Genomic DNA, 15,900 nt, shown 5'->3' with positions numbered 1-15,900 from the left:
ATAAAGTAGTCATAATAAATATTAAAAAATAAACCAAGAATGATTCCATTAATAGCGGGAATTATCAATTTTTTTCATATTGGTATCTCCTTATGGTTGCTTTAGTGATTAACCTAAGGGTACCCTACCATATTTATTCCTCAAGTACTTTACAAAAACTATTGAATGCCATTGTTCTTAGCTTTTTATGCCATTTCCAATATTATACTTTAGGACAGCCATCATTACAAGTCTGAGCATATTACGATATTTTCTATTTCTATGGGAGGCATGCTTCCATTCTTCCATCAATGCAGATTTTATTCTTCTTCAAGTGATTTAAATCGTTCTCTCTCAAATTTAACTTCATCTTTAACATACTTTTTATAATTTTCATACTCTTTATTAGATACTATTTCTTGTTTATTGCTTACATTTAATTCAATAGCTGAATTAGGCATTCCTTGACCTAATCTACCATCAGCTTCTGAAGCTGCAACTAAAATATAATATTTTCTACTTTCTAGTAATATATCGCCTTTTAGCAATGATATACTTTTACCATCATAATTCACGCCACCATGTTTAAAAAATTCAATTGGCTTATTTTTCTTTAAATTACCTTTTAGATTGTCTATAACAGTAATTGAATATACAGTATATGGCTTTCCTGTGATAGTACCATCTTCACTTTTACGGACATTTGTATATTCTGTTCTTAATTCATCTTCAACCTTTGCAACAAAAACATAATCTCCCCACCCTACTATTTCTTCAGGATTATCAATATTTACCATAAAACTTCCTTCATCATACACTACAGGCAATTCAGAGCTTAATGTAAGGCTATCATATGTTTTTGACATTTTATTACTATAATGCTCGCTACAACCAGTAATTGTAGTAATCATTAATATTGCTGCCACTGATGCTACTAATTTTTTCATTCAAATACCTCCTTGGTAGGTAAACTGTTCATGGGCTTGGTGCGTTTTTTGATCTCTTTCATGGTGCGTTCAATGATATTCGTGGTATAGATCGAGGAACGTATGGATGCAGGATCATCTAAATATGTTAGCAACACGGATAAATCTTGTTCCCATGAACGAACAACTTTTGGATATTTCTTCTCCCACGCTTCCCACGCTGCTTTAAGCAATGTAAATGGACAAAGTTTTCTACTTAAAAGCGCACAGCAGTTTAGGCTAAGCCTAACTGTTGTGCGCCTTTTCCTTGTTGGAGGAATTGCTCCTTATATTGGAGCTGGTAGAGATTATAGTAGAGTCCTTGCTGCTGAAGGAGCTCTTGATGATTACCCATCTCCCGGATCTCGCCCTTATGGAGGACGATGATTTTATCGGCATGCTGAATGGTGGAGAGGCGATGGGCAATAATGAAGGTGGTACGTCCATGACTCACCTTCTTCAGGCTATCCTGAATCAGTAGCTCGGTTTCGGTATCAATATTGGCTGTGGCCTCATCCAATACGAGTATGGCAGGGTCCACAAGGAGCGTACGGGCGAACGAGAGCAGCTGCCGCTGACCAGCAGATAGGGTGGATCCCCGCTCAGTAACAGGCTCATCGTATTGCTGTGGAAGCTTCTCAATAAAGGTATGGGCATTGACATAGCGTGCCACGCGTTCCACTTCTTCATCGGGGATGTTCGTCTGATTAAGACGAATATTGGAACGGATATCGCCACTAAATAGGAAGACATCCTGCAGAACCACGCCGATTTGCCGACGTAGGTCAGCCTTCCGCATCTGCCGAATATCGATGCCATCGATGAGGATATGGCCTTTCTGAATATCATAGAAGCGGCTGAGCAGATTGATAATGGAACTCTTACCTGCTCCGGTGGCTCCTACAAACGCCACAGTCTCACCAGGCTCTACGGTAAAGGAGATATCCTTCAAGACATATTCATCATTCTGATAGGCAAAATAGACATTCTGAAACTGAACCCGTCCCTCGATCTTCGGTATTTCAATAGGCTTCTCAGGATCAGGGAGGGTATCCTGCTGATCGAGCAATTGAAAGATCCGTTCTGCTGATGCCATAGCGGATTGGAGTACAGTATAGCGCTCCGACAGATTATTAATAGGCTGGAAGAAGCGATTAATATAATCGATAAACGCATAGAGTACCCCAAATTGTAATGTACCACCTAGTACGTCGTGACCTCCGAACCAGATTAAGAGGGAGAGTCCAAAGGCATAGATGAAGTCCATGAATGGACGAAAGATTGCCGCCGTTCGTAACTCCTTCAAGCTAGACTGCAGATGGGAGCGGTTAATCTGATCAAATTGGTCATGCTGTGCCTCTTCCCGTTTGAAAATATGGACGATCCGCATCCCTGTAATATTTTCATTGAGGGTGGCATTGATCCGTGCAATCTTTAGCTTCACCTCGCGGAAGGCTTGACGTGCTAGCTTTTTATAGACTAAGGAGCTAGCGATGATCAGGGGTAAGGTACAGAAGCTAAGTAGTGCCAGCTTCACATTGAGTTGAAGCATGATCAGCATGATTCCCAGAAGAATGAAGACGTCCTTAAAAAGATTGACCACTACACTGCTAAACATCTCATTGATGGCTTCCGTATCATTGGTGGTTCTTGTTACCAGTCGTCCCACAGGATTCTTATCATAGAAGCCAAGGGGGAGACGCTGAAGATGGGTAAAAATTTCCTGACGCAGATTAAAGATAATGCGTTGCGACGTCTTCTGCAGATAATATTGTTGTAAATAGCCAAGCCCGAAGCCGAATAGAAGCAAGGTGAAATAGAGGAGGGCCAACTGGAACAAGGCAGCGGTATCCTGCTGGCGAAATTGTGTAAGAGCTTCTTGGTCAAGGGGGGGAGCCACCCATTGTTCCGTTCCTTGCTGTACAAGCCATGTATCTCCTTGTTGACTCACCGTCCAGCCCTTCGCTTCATCTAGCCAAGCTGGCACGAGCAGGAGCTGCTCACCCTCTTCAATTACTTGTGCAGGCGCCGCTCCCACAGGGAGCGGTGAATCTGGCTGGAGGCGTACATAGCGCTCCTCGTTCCAGAGAAAGCCTGCATCCATGGAATGATGGGCAGGGTAGACCGCATAGGGCTGATCCCAGACATTGATATGCTCATCGATGGCCACTTTAATAATATAGGGGCCAGCCAACTCACTTACGGTAATCAAGAGGATAAGTCCGATGCACAGCATTAAGATCCACTTATAGGGTCGGGCGTATTGGAGAAGTCGTCGCATCAGGCGCCCATCATATGCTTTCCCTAGCTGTTCCTCCTCATGAAATTCCTCTGCCATTTCCCATCACATCCTTTCTTTCAGTGTGTGGCGATCAATTCCTCTAACTGTTGTTTTTCATGAATCTGATAATAGAGACCTTGTAGCGCCATGAGCTCGTTATGGGTTCCTTGTTCAATGATCTTCCCTTCATCGAGAACGATGATCTGATCCACCTCTTTGAGCGTCGAGAGGCGGTGAGAGATGAGAATGGTGGTTCGTTCCTTCATCTGCGAACGTAAGCGCCCTAGGATGGCCTCCTCTGTTTTTGTATCCACCGCTGAGAGGGCATCATCAAGAATCAAGATGGGTGGATTCTTCAGGAGAGCACGGGCGATGGAGACCCGTTGTTTTTGCCCACCTGAGAGGGTAACACCCCGTTCACCGAGGATGGTCTCGTACTGATCGGGAAATTGCATGATATTCTCATGAACTTGCGCATCGATGGCCGCTTCCTCAACTGTCCTTGGTTCACACTGATCCACACCGAAAGCGATATTCTCAGCAATAGAGCGGGAGAAGAGAAAGTTCTCCTGGGGAACAAAACCAATCTCCTGACGTAAAGTCTTCAAGGGAATGGTACGAATATCTTGACCATCGAGGAGGATGGTACCTGCTGGTGCATCGTAGAGACGGAGGAGGAGATTGACCAAGGTGGACTTGCCTGCACCGGTTCGACCCACAATACCGAGGGAACCACCTGCAGGAATCTCCAGATCCAGATGCTGAAGGACGGGCTTCTCTGTCTCAGGATAAGTAAAGCTTAGGTTGTGAATGGTGATTCTACCATAGAGATGCTGAATGGAGAGATCCGTTTCATCATCATCACGGATCTCTGGTTTAGTCTCAAATACCTCATTGAGACGAGCCATGGATGCGGAGCCCCGTTGGAAGATATTAATGATCATGCCGATGGCCATCATGGGCCAGATCAGCAAGCCTAAGTAGCTGTTGAAGGCGACGAAATCACCCAAGCTGATCTCTTGACGGATGACCAAGGTGCCCCCATAGCCAAGAACAACTAGGAAGCTTAAGCCTGAGACGAATTGAACCAGGGGATTGAGCAAGGCCTGTACCTTGATGAGGTGAACATTTTTCTTAAAGTTCTCATCATTGGCTTGATAAAATTTGGTGATCTCTGCTTCTTCCTGAACGAAGGCTTTGACCACACGAACACCAGAAGCATTCTCCTGCACTTGATCAGTGAGATGGGCAAACGCTTCTTGCACCTTACGAAAGCGGCGGTGAATCACCTTGCCGAATCGTCCCGTCACTAAGGCTAAGAAGGGTAAGGGGAGGAGCGCGACGATGGTTAGCTTCCAACTGATGGTGGAGGCCATCATCAAAACAGCCATGCTAATGAGGATCACGGTATCGAAGAACATGACTACACCCGGTCCACAGGCCATCCGGATCGCGTTAATATCATTGGTGGCCAGCGCCATGAGGTCACCTGTCTTATGGGTATTAAAGTAGTTGGTAGACATCTTTTGTAGGTGAGCTACCAAGGCATTCCGCATATGATACTCAATCTTGCGCGCTGTTCCCATGACGAACATCCGCCAGCCATAACGGAGGAGTACCATGATCGCTGCGATGATGAGGATGGTAGCGATGATCAAGGCAATATTGGAGGTGGTTAAGGTGCCTGTTTTGAGGCCATCGGTAATATAGCCAAGTAGCTTCGGTATTACCATCTGCAATAGGTCCGTGATGATAAGTGCGGCCAATCCAAGTAGATAAGCCCAACGATATTGATAAAGATAAGGTTTTAACCGAGCAAAATGGGACAATGTGCTCCCTCCCTTCCTCAAGATGATTCAAAAAAGCTTCGAAAATCGAAGGATATTGCTCTATTATAATCCATTTCTAATTTTGAAAAAAGTCAAAAATATTCGAAGCGAGCCATTCCTGGTATCTTTTTTCACTGAATCACTTCATTTGTACGTAGATCAATATGTTCATACTCCATGTCCCAGTTCTCGATTAATTGGAAGAGTATATTGTCGCCGATGATTTTATAATTACGGTCGATTTGTATACCATCCTTTCCGAGGGCAAGGAGGTATGATTTTTTGTTCGTCCGGATGAAAATGTCATACTCCATCCTTTGATTTTGATCACGCTTCAATCTCATATTGGAAGGAACCGCGATGAATTTCTTAATTTCTTCATCATCTTCGAGCTTAAACCCGTAATTTTCAAAGCGATTTTCTATGATGATTTCATCAATGATTTCCCCTTCACTAAACAGATTTGCCATCCCTGCTCCGTAGGTTGTGTATTGCATCCAATTAACTAAAAAAATGCCCATTCCAAATAATATAAGTATCAAAGTAAGGATAACACTTTTCTTTTTCACCAAGAAGCCTCCTTCTAAACGACTTTTCATTATAAAAATCCCTATCCATGTTATGGTCGATGAAGACATGCTTAACATGGATAAGGATATGCTTTAATCGTTATGAGTCTTTCGCTTTTTCTTTGAGGGACTGTAAGATACAATTGATCATATAAAAAAAACCAATGTTAAGGTCAGCAAATAATCCTATTTCAATCCAAAATTCGGATATTTTAAGGAATAATATTATTTGCGAAGAAATTGATAAAGATAAAAGGGTTGTCCAAAATGCTGACCAGGTAGATATTGAGCTATTTTTTAATTTCCATTTCATGATAGTTAACTCCTAGCATATTAATGATGGATTTTAAAGTCCGTACATTTTTAGTACATCATCAGGTACTTTATAATCTGGTTCTGGATCTGGAACATACTGAGGTAAGAAAGGATTTGCATTTACACTTATTACATTAATCATTAACATAATAATTACTAATCCTATAGTGATACTTTTATTCTTTTTACTTTAGATACAACACCTGGATAACTATATTAATATTACCATATTGCACCATTATATTTCAAACTTACAAAGGAAAACTGGAATAAAAAGTGGTGCTTTCAATATAAAGATATTGAAAATTCAGCAAAATCTGCTACAAAAATAGGTTAAGGTTCAACTGGAGTTAAAAAGCCACCTGAACCTTAACCTTCTATACCATATTAAAGCGATATTATTCCCAATATAATTCCAATGCACTTCCAGCGTGAATGGGTGTTTGGAAATTGGCTTCTTCGCCATCCACCCTGAGACAGAGTCTTGTCAAGCCACCAGGCGGTTCCAATTGAACATCCACATAGCGGAAGACGTCACTAAAAACCGGGGAACGCTCCTCATCCTCACGATAAATCAGTTGATCGCCTGCTTGAATGAGTTCGTCCCATTGGGCTACCTCTCCATTTCGTTCCACCCAATATTGAAGGTTGTCAACTTTCACAGGTTGTCCATTATAGGAGACCGCTATGGTTAAGTTTTCTTGCCAATGCTCAGGTGCATATTGGAGAAGGGTGGGGTTGGTACCTTCCTTGGGAAGCAAGCGGATTCGATCGCCTGCTTGTATTGTCGTCTTCCCATCGGCAATGAGACCATTCACCTCAATCTCATAGCCACCTATGGTATGCTCCATCCAGCGTCCATTACATTTGAAACGGAGGATAGGCTGTTGTGTACCCAACCAGGCGTGAAGCTCCTCAATGGTGTGTGGTATATCATCGTTGATCTGATCACCATCATGAAGTTCTTCATCTACGGTGACGAGCTTGCCATTACAGCGAATACGTGGCGTAATGAGTTGAGCTTCACCATTGATCTCAAAGTGAAGCGATGTCGATGAGAGAGGAAGATCCCTAATGGTGCCACCGCCATCCTTGCCATCTTGACCAGGGGTGATGGTAATTGTATCCCCTGTTTGAATGGCTGAAGAGAGCGAAGTATGCTGACCATTGAGCAGGATGGTAGGTGGCTCTCCATGCGTTCCGCGGAGCCAGTGACTTTTTCCGTTCACGCTTACATGCATGGATAAACCAGGACGCCCATGAAGCTGTCGCATGCTTATACCTGCTGCCAATAAGGCATCGCTGATCGTTAGTGGGCGGAGCTCAAAAAGCCGGGTCATCTCATCATTCACCTGAACCTGAACATAGCTGAGGGGCCGATGGAGGGCTGTTGTGACAATCCCCAACGGTGTGATCCATTCAGGTCCTTTATCCTGAACAAATTCTGGATTAACCATAGCAATGGCACTTGCATCTCGAACGGCCACACGATTTTCTGGCATATGTAGATGACGGGCAATCATGGTTGCGAGCTGAGGGGTGAGACTACCACCACCAACAAGCATGACAGCTTGTGGATTCTTACCATTTAAGTCGGTAATTTTCGTGCTAATAGCTTGGGCGAGGCTCTCAATCTCGCCTTTAATGGTCTGGATGATCTCTGCACTTGCTAATTCTGTTTGGAAGCCCAGTATATCGGTATAAGAAACCTGATCTGAAGTATTCAACTGTCGTTTCACTTGCTCGGCTACAGGGAAGTCTAGTAGATAAGCTTGGCTAATGGCATCGGTAATTTCATCACCTGCTGCAGGGACCATTCCATAGGCTGTGATCGTTCCCTCTGCGGTGATGGCAATATCGGAGGTACCTGCACCAATATCGACGAGGGCAACGTTTAAACGCCGCATAGTCGAGGGGATGATCGCTTCGATGGCAGCGATAGGCTCTAGGGTCAATGCTTGTAATTGGAGACCCGCTTTATTCAAGGCGGCCATCAGGGAGTCCACCACCACTTGAGGGAGGAAGGTAGCGATCACTTCCACGCCTAAATTCTCACCCCGTTGATCGATGGGATTCCCGATTTTCTCGCCATCGAGGTAATAATTATAAATACTATAGCCTACACAGTAGTACTGCTGCTGTAAGCTTGCTCCCTCGTGGAGCGTAGTTTGTGCAGCTTGAACTGCTGCCAGTTCACAGTGATGGACCTCTTCCTTGCTAATATATTGCTGAGAATCCATGGGGAATGTAAATTGACCGCGTTCAGTAAGTAAAGCCCTCCCTGCAGCGGCTACAGCTACCTGATGGAGAGGGGTGTTCCGCTGCTCCAAGGTGCTCTTTATCTCTAGAATCGTGTTGGCTACAGCCTCTATATCATGGATCTGACCATCTAGCATGGAGCGGGTGGTATGCTCACGAATCTCCCAATCGATGATAGAAAGGTTTCCATCGGATGCAGGCTTAGCGATAATACCCATTACACTACGTGTCCCAATATCTAAGGCAAAAATGGTTCTCTCATCACCCATTTTGTTCGCTCCTTTTTATACAACTACTTCGATTATAGAGAAGAAGAGGCAAAATGACTAGCAAGATCAAAGAAAATTAGGAAGAAAGTTCCAGATACCATCCAGATGGTATCCAACCTTCAAATCAGGTACTGGACAAGGTATAATTACCATTAGGAATACTTTAGGATGGCAGTTCAAAAAAATGTATATCGATTGTAGAAAGGGATGAGCACTTGAGCAACCGTGAGCTGGAAGATCTAAGAACTGAGTTGGATCAATTAAATCTTCAAATTCTTGACTTAATAAACCAGCGTGCAACCATCGTCCAACAGATTGGACAGATTAAACAACGACAAGGTGTTCAACGCTTTGATCCTACGCGTGAGCGGGAGATGCTGAATAAATTAAAGGCAGCCAATCATGGTCCATTCTGTGATGCTACCATTCAACATATTTTTAAAGAGATTTTCAAGGCATCTCTTGATCTGCAAAAGGAGGAATGTGAGAAGCAATTATTGGTGAGCCGTAAGCGAAAAGCAGAGGATACGGTCATTCAGGTGAAGGACCTAATCATCGGTGGTAAAAATCCTGTATTAATCGCCGGACCATGCTCCGTGGAAAGTGACGAACAGCTCGAGATCGTTGCCAAGGCATTGCAAGGATATGGACTTCATGCCATGCGAGGTGGTGCATTTAAGCCTCGAACTTCACCATATGATTTTCAGGGGCTAGGCTTTCCAGGTATTAAAATGTTAAAAGCTGCTGGAGAGAAGCATGGACTTGCTGTAATTAGTGAAATAGTGGATCCTGCCTACATGGAGGAAGCAGCCCAATACTTAGATATGATCCAGATTGGTGCTCGTAATATGCAGAATTTTGAGCTCTTAAAGGTAGCTGGTAAGGTGGATGTACCCATTCTCTTAAAGCGGGGAATGTCGGCCACCATCGAAGAGCTACTCTATGCTGCAGAATATATCTTAAGCAATGGCAACCATCGTGTGATTTTATGTGAGCGGGGAATACGTACCTATGAAAAGTGGACACGGAACACCTTAGATATCTCTGCTGTTCCGCTTCTTAAGCAAGAGAGTCATCTGCCAGTACTGGTGGATGTGACTCATGCTACAGGTCGTCGTGATATTTTACTACCATGTGCTAAAGCTGCCCTTGCAGCTGGTGCAGATGGCGTGATGATTGAGGTTCATCCTGATCCCAATGTGGCACTCTCGGATGCCATGCAGCAAATTGACTTAGCGCAATTGGATCAGTTTATTCAAGGTATGCATGATCAATTATCAATCATGGGTAAGCAGCTCTTATAAGGATTACCCATGTATCGAGAAAGAGGGTGTCAATTGTGCCAGTAACCATTTATGATGTGGCCAAAGAAGCAGGTGTTTCCATGGCCACGGTCTCTCGAGTTGTGAATGGGAACCCCAATGTAAAACCAGCAACGCGTAAAAAGGTAAAGGAAGCGATTCAGCGTCTAGGCTATCGTCCTAATGCTGTAGCCCGTGGTCTCGCCAGCAAACGAACTAAGACCGTAGGGGTGGTAATTCCCGATGTCTCCAATCCATTCTATTCGGAATTGGTTCGTGGTATTGAAGATATCGCCAATATGTATGATTATAATATTTTTCTTTGCAATTCAGACGAACATAAGGGCAAGGAGCTTCGTCTCATTGAGACAATGCTAGAGAAACAGGTGGATGGCCTTTTATTTATGGGAGCAAAGGTGACGCAAGACCATCGTGAAATTTTGCAAACAGGACATGTCCCTGTTGTACTCAGTTCCACATTGGATGAAGAAGGAATTCTCCCCTCAGTGAGTATCAATCATGGGAAAGCCATGGAGGAAGGAGTTCATTATCTTCATGAACTAGGTCATCAACGGATCGCTTTGATCAGTGGCCCACCTGATGAGCCCCTCTTCGGTACCATCCGCTTACAGGCCTTTCGCCGTGCCATGACCAATGTAGGTCTCACCATTGACGAGAATATGATCTGTACAGGGGATATGCATTATGAGTCTGGTTTTGAAGAGACGAAAAAGCTACTCCAACAGAGTCAACCTCCCACTGCAATTTTTGCGGTAAGTGATGAAATGGCCATTGGTGCCATCCATGCCATCCTCGATCAAGGCTTACGTGTCCCTGAGGATATTTCAGTTCTTGGCTTTGATAATACTCGCTTAGCCACCATGGTGCGGCCACTTCTAACCACGGTGGTTCAACCCATGTACGACATTGGTGCTGTTTCCATGCGCCTTCTGACCAAATATATGATGAATGAAGAAGTGGAGTCTTCATGTGTGATTCTTCCCCATCGCATCGAGGTACGCCAATCTACATGTTCCATTGAGAAGGGCTGAATAACTCCCATCGATCTGCCGATACATAGTAATAGAGAGATTTTTACTACAAGTGTGGGGAGAGAGTCATGTCTAAGAAGAAGAGAGATTTACTTACACCCATAGGGATCTTTTTAGGAGCTACATTTATCACAATATCCATTTTAAATGGAGGTGGCTTATCAGGAGCCGGTGGCTTTGTCGATATTGGCTCAGTGATTGTTGTGCTGGGTGGGATGTTTGCTTCATTGATGGTAAGCTATAACATCAAAGAGATTAAGTTGATGTTTACCGTTGTGAAGCAAGCATTTGTTCAAAGAGAGATGGAATTACAAGAACTGATTCAGCTCTTTACACAGCTCTCGACCAAAGCACGAAAGGAAGGTCTTCTTGTTCTTGAACAAGAGATCGAAGAAGTGGATGACCCCTTTATTCGTAAAGGTATTTTACTAGCTATTGATGGAATAGAACCCGAATTGATTCGTGAGATCATGATGGCAGAAGTGGTGGCCATGGAAGAACGTCACCGTCGTGGTCGTCAGATTCTTGAACGCTTAGGTGAATTAGGCCCTGCCTGGGGGATGATCGGGACCTTAATCGGTTTGGTACTCATGTTACAAACCCTGGATGATCCTAGTACATTAGGTCCAAAGATGGCGCTAGCCATGGTAACCACCTTCTATGGTGCTGTGCTTGCCAATCTTGTTTTCATTCCTATGGCAGGTAAGCTAGAGAATCAAAGTGATCAGGAAGTATTCATGAAGCAAGTGATCATCGAAGGTGTACTCGGTGTTCAATCCGGTCAAAACCCAAAAATTCTTGAAGAAAAATTGATTGCCTTCTTATCACCAGCTGAACGAATACAACAGGAAGAAGCGAAAGCGGAGGAAGCAAACTATGAAGCGTAAGAGGAAACAAGCAAAGAAAGGGTCACCACCTTGGATGACGACCTATTCTGACTTGATGTCATTGCTTCTTGTCTTCTTTATTATGCTCTTTGCTGCTTCAGAAATTGATGTTCAAAAGTTTAATGCTATCGCAGAATCGTTTCAAAATCGTGCCATCTTTGATTTTTATCCGTCCATTGTTCCCTTTGATAATCCTGCTGAACGGGCAGAGAATATTAAGAACTTAGAAGTGGATGAATGGGATGTGCAAAGTCAAGCAGGAAGGGATAATAAGAAGAGTAAGAGCGATCAGGAATTAGCAAAAATTCTCAAGGTGATCAATACATATTTGGAAGAGAATCAGCTCAAGGGTGTTGTGACAGCAACGCGAACAGAGCAAGGTGTTGTGATGGTATTGCAGGATCAGGTTCTCTATAATTCAGGATCTGCTGAATTAAGGAGTGAAGCGCTACCATTACTTACAAAGATAGCCGATCTCATTTCTGCTATCCCTAATCAGATAAAAGTAGAGGGACATACTGATAGTGATCCCATCGTGTACAGTCACCGTTATCCTAGTAACTGGGAGCTATCCACAGCACGGGCAAGCACGGTAATCCGTTACTTTATCGATGAGCATAAGATGGATCCGAGCCGTTTTGTTGCTGTAGGCTATGCTGATCAACAGCCTGTTGCATCCAATGATTCAGCTGAGGGCAAGCAACAGAATCGCCGTGTTGTCATTGTGATCGCGGATCCTTATGCTGATCAAGCAGCGATGGATGTCGTCTCACATCCCAATAGCAAAGGGCAGCAATAGCTGATAGAATAGAAGCAGAGATTGAACATCGAGGGAGGATATCTATGAAGATCGCTGTGATGGGGGCTATGGATGAAGAGATTGCCCTCTATTTAGCTGAAATGAAAACCTATGAAGAATTTCAGTTTGCTGGTATGCCATTCTATGTAGGAAGCCTACGTGGACAAGATGTCGTCCTCTGTAAATCAGGCGTTGGTAAAGTGAATGCGGCTGTTGCAACTCAGCTATTGGTGGATCACTTTCAAGTAGGAGCATTACTCTTTACTGGTGTAGCTGGAGCCATTGACCTCCGTCTACGCATTGGAGACTTAATTATATCTACAGATTGTGTTCAGCACGATGTTGATGTAACAGCGCTGGGCTATCAACCTGGTGAAATTCCTTATGTATCACAAATTGCTTTTCCAGCTGATCCTAGCTTAGTTCAATTAGCTGTTGCTGCTAGTCAAGAACAGGTACCGGAACAACAAGTCTTCACTGGTCGTGTAGTCTCAGGGGATCAATTTATTGCAGACAGCAAGAAAGTGACTCAGCTAAAGGAGATTTTTCAAGCGAGCTGTACAGAGATGGAAGGAGCTGCGGTTGCCCAAGTATGCTGGATGAATCAGCTTCCATTTGTGGTGATTCGCTCCATGTCTGATCAGGCTGATGGCGAAGCAGAGGTTAGCTACCATGAATTTATGCATGTGGTGGCTAAACACTCCTACTTGATTATTACTGGCATGTTAGATCGCTGGAATATGTAATAACACTATTTCAAATTCGTCGTAAGCGGAAGTGGAATTAATGGCAACATGAAGAGGCTGGCCTCGAAGGTAAAGCATATAATACCTTTGAGACCAGCCCTTTTTGGACTTTTTACGATTGTAAACGCTGTAGGTAATTGCGGACTCGATCAGCTGTACGCTGATTTTTTTCCATAATTTCTTGCTTGCGAGGCATGGCAGGAAAAGGTGTGTCGAAGAGATGGGAGGGAAGCTGTTCCTTACTATGGGGCTGCCATTGCTGCAACCAGGAAGGAGGGAGAGGGAGCTGAGTGATCGCTTGCTCACTCATCACACCCCAGAGCAGCGCCCAAGCACGTGGAACCACACGATAGATATCATAGCCACCACCGCCAGTGGCAATCCAGCGCCCTTCGCAATATTGATGAGCCAGTTCGTGAACCAGTTGTGGGATGATTTGATAAATAGAAGTGGAGCAAGCGAGGTGAGTGAGTGGGTCCCAACGATGGGCATCAGCACCATTCTGTGTAATGATAACATCTGGTCGAAACACCTTGACGGCTTCGGTAATAATAGATTGATAGATGGAGATAAAGGACTCATCCTCTGTATAAGGCTCAAGGGGAAGATTAATGGTGAATCCAAGACCTGGCCCATCGCCTCGTTCTGTAATATGCCCTGTTCCAGGAAAGAGGTATTTCCCTGTTTCATGTAGGCTAATAGTCATCACCTGGGGGTCATGATAGAACGCCCATTGAACACCATCACCATGATGGGCATCTGTATCGATATAGAGGACGCGGACATCATATTTTTTTCGCATATAAGCAATGGCCACAGCGCAATCATTGTAGATACAGAAGCCAGAGGCCTTGCCTGATAGAGCATGATGCAATCCACCAGACAGATTGAGGGCATGGGGAATCCCTTGTTCCATCACCATTTCCACTGCAGATAAGGTTGCACCTACGACTAGTGTCGATGCTTCATGCATATGAGGAAAGAGTGGTGTATCCTCTGTCCCGAGCCCATGCTGGTAGGCTTGCTGGCGTAATTCTGCTGAGAGTGTGTTAGGTGTGCTCACTGCTTTTACCAGTTGAATATACCCTTGTTCATGAACCAACTCTAGTTCTTCATCGGTGGCAATACGTGGGGGCTGGATCTGTTTCTCTTCTAACCAGCCCAATGCTTCAAGTAAAGAACGGGTAAGAGGCACCCGCTGCTGTGTGAACGGATGTCCTTCATAGAATTGATAAGTTAAAAGAAGCGGTGAATCGATAAAGCAAGCCTCTCTGCTCATAAATCGACTCCTAGATCATGAGGCCATAGAATTCGTAATCCCGAGTGCTTAAATGCCAGTAAGATATCACCAGGGTTCATTGTAGTGATACGAAGAATAATTCGTTGCTTTTTGGTAGGTGTGTCAGGCATAACCATCAATGAATCGATATGACAGGTATACTGGGCGAGAATTTTAGTCACCATTTGAAGGTTCTCCACTGGATTGGGAGATTCGATCTCTACACGGGTGGTGGGATTATGAACTCCCATCAATTCAACAAGGGTGGAGAGAAGATCGGTTGCAGTAATAATTCCTACTAATTCACCATTACTCACAATAGGCAAGCAACTGATCCGAGCAGAGTACATGGTATAAGCTGCCTCATCAATAAAATCTAGGGGATGAGCAGTGATCACTTCGCGTTTCATGATTTTGGCGATGGGTGTATTCCAGATCTCACTCTTTTCTTCACAGCCAAGAGTAGATGGACAGACATCACGTAAGTCGCGGTCACTAACAATTCCAACAAGATGACCATCCTCAACTACAGGTATGTGGCGAATCTCATATTGTTGAATTAATACAAGGCCCATTCTAACAGTATCCGTAGGAGCGACAGTGTAAACTCGTTGGATCATAATCTCTTCAACCAGCATAGAAACCCCTCCTAGCTCATGTACTAAAACATGTAGCGTCGTTGTAAGCGTAGACGTTCAAAACGCATGATGTCATCCATTGAAACATTTTTACCGATTCGTACCATTAGACAATTGGCGGGATGGGAACAGATTTCAGGATCATCGGTTGCACACCATAGGAGTCCTACTGATCCCATCACCTTCTCCATCACCTTACGATACTCCCAAACATTGAGGTTGGTCCCTTTTAGATCCCAGTGCCAATAGTATTCTGTAGAGATGACAATATAATTTTCCATAAATGGATCGAGAAAAGCAACCTTTAATAACTGTGATCCGACACCAGTTGCACGAAAGGGTGGTGCTACTTCGATTGCACCGAGCTCAATTAAGGAATGGATATCACCTTGTGACCAGCGTTCAATGGGATCGGGATAGGAGAATGTAACGTAGCCTACAATAGTTTCATTTTTCCGGGCGATAATAATGCGTCCTTCCTCACGTAGAGCAATTTGAGTAAGGGCTTCTTGCTGCTGCTCGGGCTGACGAAAAGCAGTCAATTGATGATGCATCCCTAATAAGCTTAACTCCTCAGGTGAAACAGGTCCCTCTATTACAATCTTACACTCCTCTACCAGCATTTCATATGAATGGTACACTTTTTCATGCTTCACCACGTATCCTCCCTGTTGACAAAATCAACCAATCCCTACCCTCATTATAATCGAGGATTCGTATAATCTGTAGTTA

General features: G+C 44.1%; 14 protein-coding genes and 1 pseudogene. 5 read left to right on the top strand and 10 right to left on the bottom strand.

The features are described 5' to 3' along the window. Nucleotides 1-299: 299 nt before the first annotated feature. The 7 genes and pseudogenes from BN1691_RS13670 to BN1691_RS13640 form a co-directional block, all read right to left on the bottom strand. Nucleotides 300-926 carry a hypothetical protein gene (locus tag BN1691_RS13670; protein WP_048602709.1) on the bottom strand — a complete coding sequence of 209 codons (627 nt, stop codon included), beginning with the start codon at nt 924-926 and terminating at the stop codon, nt 300-302. Then, nucleotides 926-1,117, bottom strand: a pseudogene (locus BN1691_RS13665) (transposase); the annotation flags it as partial. The pseudogene BN1691_RS13665 and the gene BN1691_RS13670, both read right to left, overlap by 1 nt. A gap of 62 nt (nt 1,118-1,179) precedes the next feature. Next, complete coding sequence (locus BN1691_RS13660; protein ID WP_048602707.1) at nt 1,180-3,282, bottom strand: ABC transporter ATP-binding protein; 2,103 nt, start codon at nt 3,280-3,282, stop codon at nt 1,180-1,182. A gap of 20 nt (nt 3,283-3,302) precedes the next feature. Then, nucleotides 3,303-5,054 carry an ABC transporter ATP-binding protein gene (locus tag BN1691_RS13655; protein ID WP_048602706.1) on the bottom strand — a complete coding sequence of 584 codons (1,752 nt, stop codon included), beginning with the start codon at nt 5,052-5,054 and terminating at the stop codon, nt 3,303-3,305. 131 nt (nt 5,055-5,185) lie between these two features. Then, complete coding sequence (locus BN1691_RS13650; RefSeq protein ID WP_048602705.1) at nt 5,186-5,623, bottom strand: hypothetical protein; 438 nt, start codon at nt 5,621-5,623, stop codon at nt 5,186-5,188. 100 nt (nt 5,624-5,723) lie between these two features. Next, on the bottom strand, nt 5,724-5,936 hold the full coding sequence (locus BN1691_RS13645) for a hypothetical protein (protein ID WP_048602704.1): 213 nt from the start codon (nt 5,934-5,936) through the stop codon (nt 5,724-5,726). 400 nt (nt 5,937-6,336) lie between these two features. Then, nucleotides 6,337-8,466: a cell division protein FtsA gene (locus BN1691_RS13640; protein ID WP_048602703.1), complete on the bottom strand. Its 2,130-nt coding sequence runs from the start codon at nt 8,464-8,466 to the stop codon at nt 6,337-6,339. Between the two features lie 215 nt (nt 8,467-8,681). On the opposite strand from BN1691_RS13640, the gene BN1691_RS13635 reads away from it, so the two are divergent. From BN1691_RS13635 to BN1691_RS13615, 5 genes are all read left to right on the top strand, one after another. Beyond that, the gene (locus BN1691_RS13635) at nt 8,682-9,770 is read left to right on the top strand and encodes a bifunctional 3-deoxy-7-phosphoheptulonate synthase/chorismate mutase (RefSeq protein WP_048602702.1); all 1,089 of its coding nucleotides are present in this window, start codon (nt 8,682-8,684) and stop codon (nt 9,768-9,770) included. Between the two features lie 35 nt (nt 9,771-9,805). After that, nucleotides 9,806-10,819 (top strand): catabolite control protein A, encoded by a 1,014-nt coding sequence (ccpA, locus tag BN1691_RS13630; RefSeq protein ID WP_048602701.1) that lies wholly within the window; start codon nt 9,806-9,808, stop codon nt 10,817-10,819. A gap of 68 nt (nt 10,820-10,887) precedes the next feature. Then, nucleotides 10,888-11,706, top strand: coding sequence for a flagellar motor protein MotP (gene motP, locus BN1691_RS13625; RefSeq protein ID WP_048602700.1), 819 nt, complete (start codon nt 10,888-10,890; stop codon nt 11,704-11,706). Next, nucleotides 11,696-12,505, top strand: coding sequence for a flagellar motor protein MotS (gene motS / locus BN1691_RS13620; protein WP_048602699.1), 810 nt, complete (start codon nt 11,696-11,698; stop codon nt 12,503-12,505). Before motP ends, motS begins: the two co-directional genes overlap by 11 nt. Before the next feature lie 44 nt (nt 12,506-12,549). After that, entirely contained in the window at nt 12,550-13,251 is a 702-nt protein-coding gene (locus tag BN1691_RS13615; protein WP_048602698.1) for a 5'-methylthioadenosine/adenosylhomocysteine nucleosidase, read from the top strand. 112 nt (nt 13,252-13,363) lie between these two features. On the opposite strand, the gene BN1691_RS13610 is transcribed toward BN1691_RS13615, so the two are convergent. The 3 genes from BN1691_RS13610 to BN1691_RS13600 are packed head-to-tail and all read right to left on the bottom strand — an operon-like array spanning nt 13,364 to nt 15,824. After that, complete coding sequence (locus tag BN1691_RS13610) at nt 13,364-14,530, bottom strand: acetoin utilization protein AcuC (RefSeq protein ID WP_048602697.1); 1,167 nt, start codon at nt 14,528-14,530, stop codon at nt 13,364-13,366. Continuing rightward, nucleotides 14,527-15,168 (bottom strand): CBS and ACT domain-containing protein, encoded by a 642-nt coding sequence (locus BN1691_RS13605; protein ID WP_048602696.1) that lies wholly within the window; start codon nt 15,166-15,168, stop codon nt 14,527-14,529. Before BN1691_RS13605 ends, BN1691_RS13610 begins: the two co-directional genes overlap by 4 nt. Nucleotides 15,169-15,191: 23 nt before the next feature. After that, nucleotides 15,192-15,824 (bottom strand): GNAT family N-acetyltransferase, encoded by a 633-nt coding sequence (locus BN1691_RS13600; RefSeq protein WP_048602695.1) that lies wholly within the window; start codon nt 15,822-15,824, stop codon nt 15,192-15,194. Between the last annotated feature and the right edge of the window lie 76 nt (nt 15,825-15,900).

Origin of the sequence: Rubeoparvulum massiliense (genome assembly GCF_001049895.1) — a bacterium.
GTDB lineage: Bacteria > Bacillota > Bacilli > Rubeoparvulales > Rubeoparvulaceae > Rubeoparvulum > Rubeoparvulum massiliense.
The sequence above is the reverse complement of the archived record's forward strand: the minus strand, read 5'-3'. Positions and strand labels throughout refer to the sequence as shown.

What these genes read in the sequence shown, in the direction of transcription:
- BN1691_RS13660 (WP_048602707.1), bottom strand. Translation starts at nt 3,282, where the DNA reads ATGGCAGAGGAATTTCATGAGGAGGAACAGCTAGGGAAAGCATATGAT.
- BN1691_RS13645 (WP_048602704.1), bottom strand. Translation starts at nt 5,936, where the DNA reads ATGAAATGGAAATTAAAAAATAGCTCAATATCTACCTGGTCAGCATTT.
- motP (WP_048602700.1), top strand. Translation starts at nt 10,888, where the DNA reads ATGTCTAAGAAGAAGAGAGATTTACTTACACCCATAGGGATCTTTTTA.
- BN1691_RS13610 (WP_048602697.1), bottom strand. Translation starts at nt 14,530, where the DNA reads ATGAGCAGAGAGGCTTGCTTTATCGATTCACCGCTTCTTTTAACTTAT.
- motS (WP_048602699.1), top strand. Translation starts at nt 11,696, where the DNA reads ATGAAGCGTAAGAGGAAACAAGCAAAGAAAGGGTCACCACCTTGGATG.
- BN1691_RS13640 (WP_048602703.1), bottom strand. Translation starts at nt 8,466, where the DNA reads ATGGGTGATGAGAGAACCATTTTTGCCTTAGATATTGGGACACGTAGT.
- BN1691_RS13670 (WP_048602709.1), bottom strand. Translation starts at nt 926, where the DNA reads ATGAAAAAATTAGTAGCATCAGTGGCAGCAATATTAATGATTACTACA.
- BN1691_RS13605 (WP_048602696.1), bottom strand. Translation starts at nt 15,168, where the DNA reads ATGCTGGTTGAAGAGATTATGATCCAACGAGTTTACACTGTCGCTCCT.
- BN1691_RS13615 (WP_048602698.1), top strand. Translation starts at nt 12,550, where the DNA reads ATGAAGATCGCTGTGATGGGGGCTATGGATGAAGAGATTGCCCTCTAT.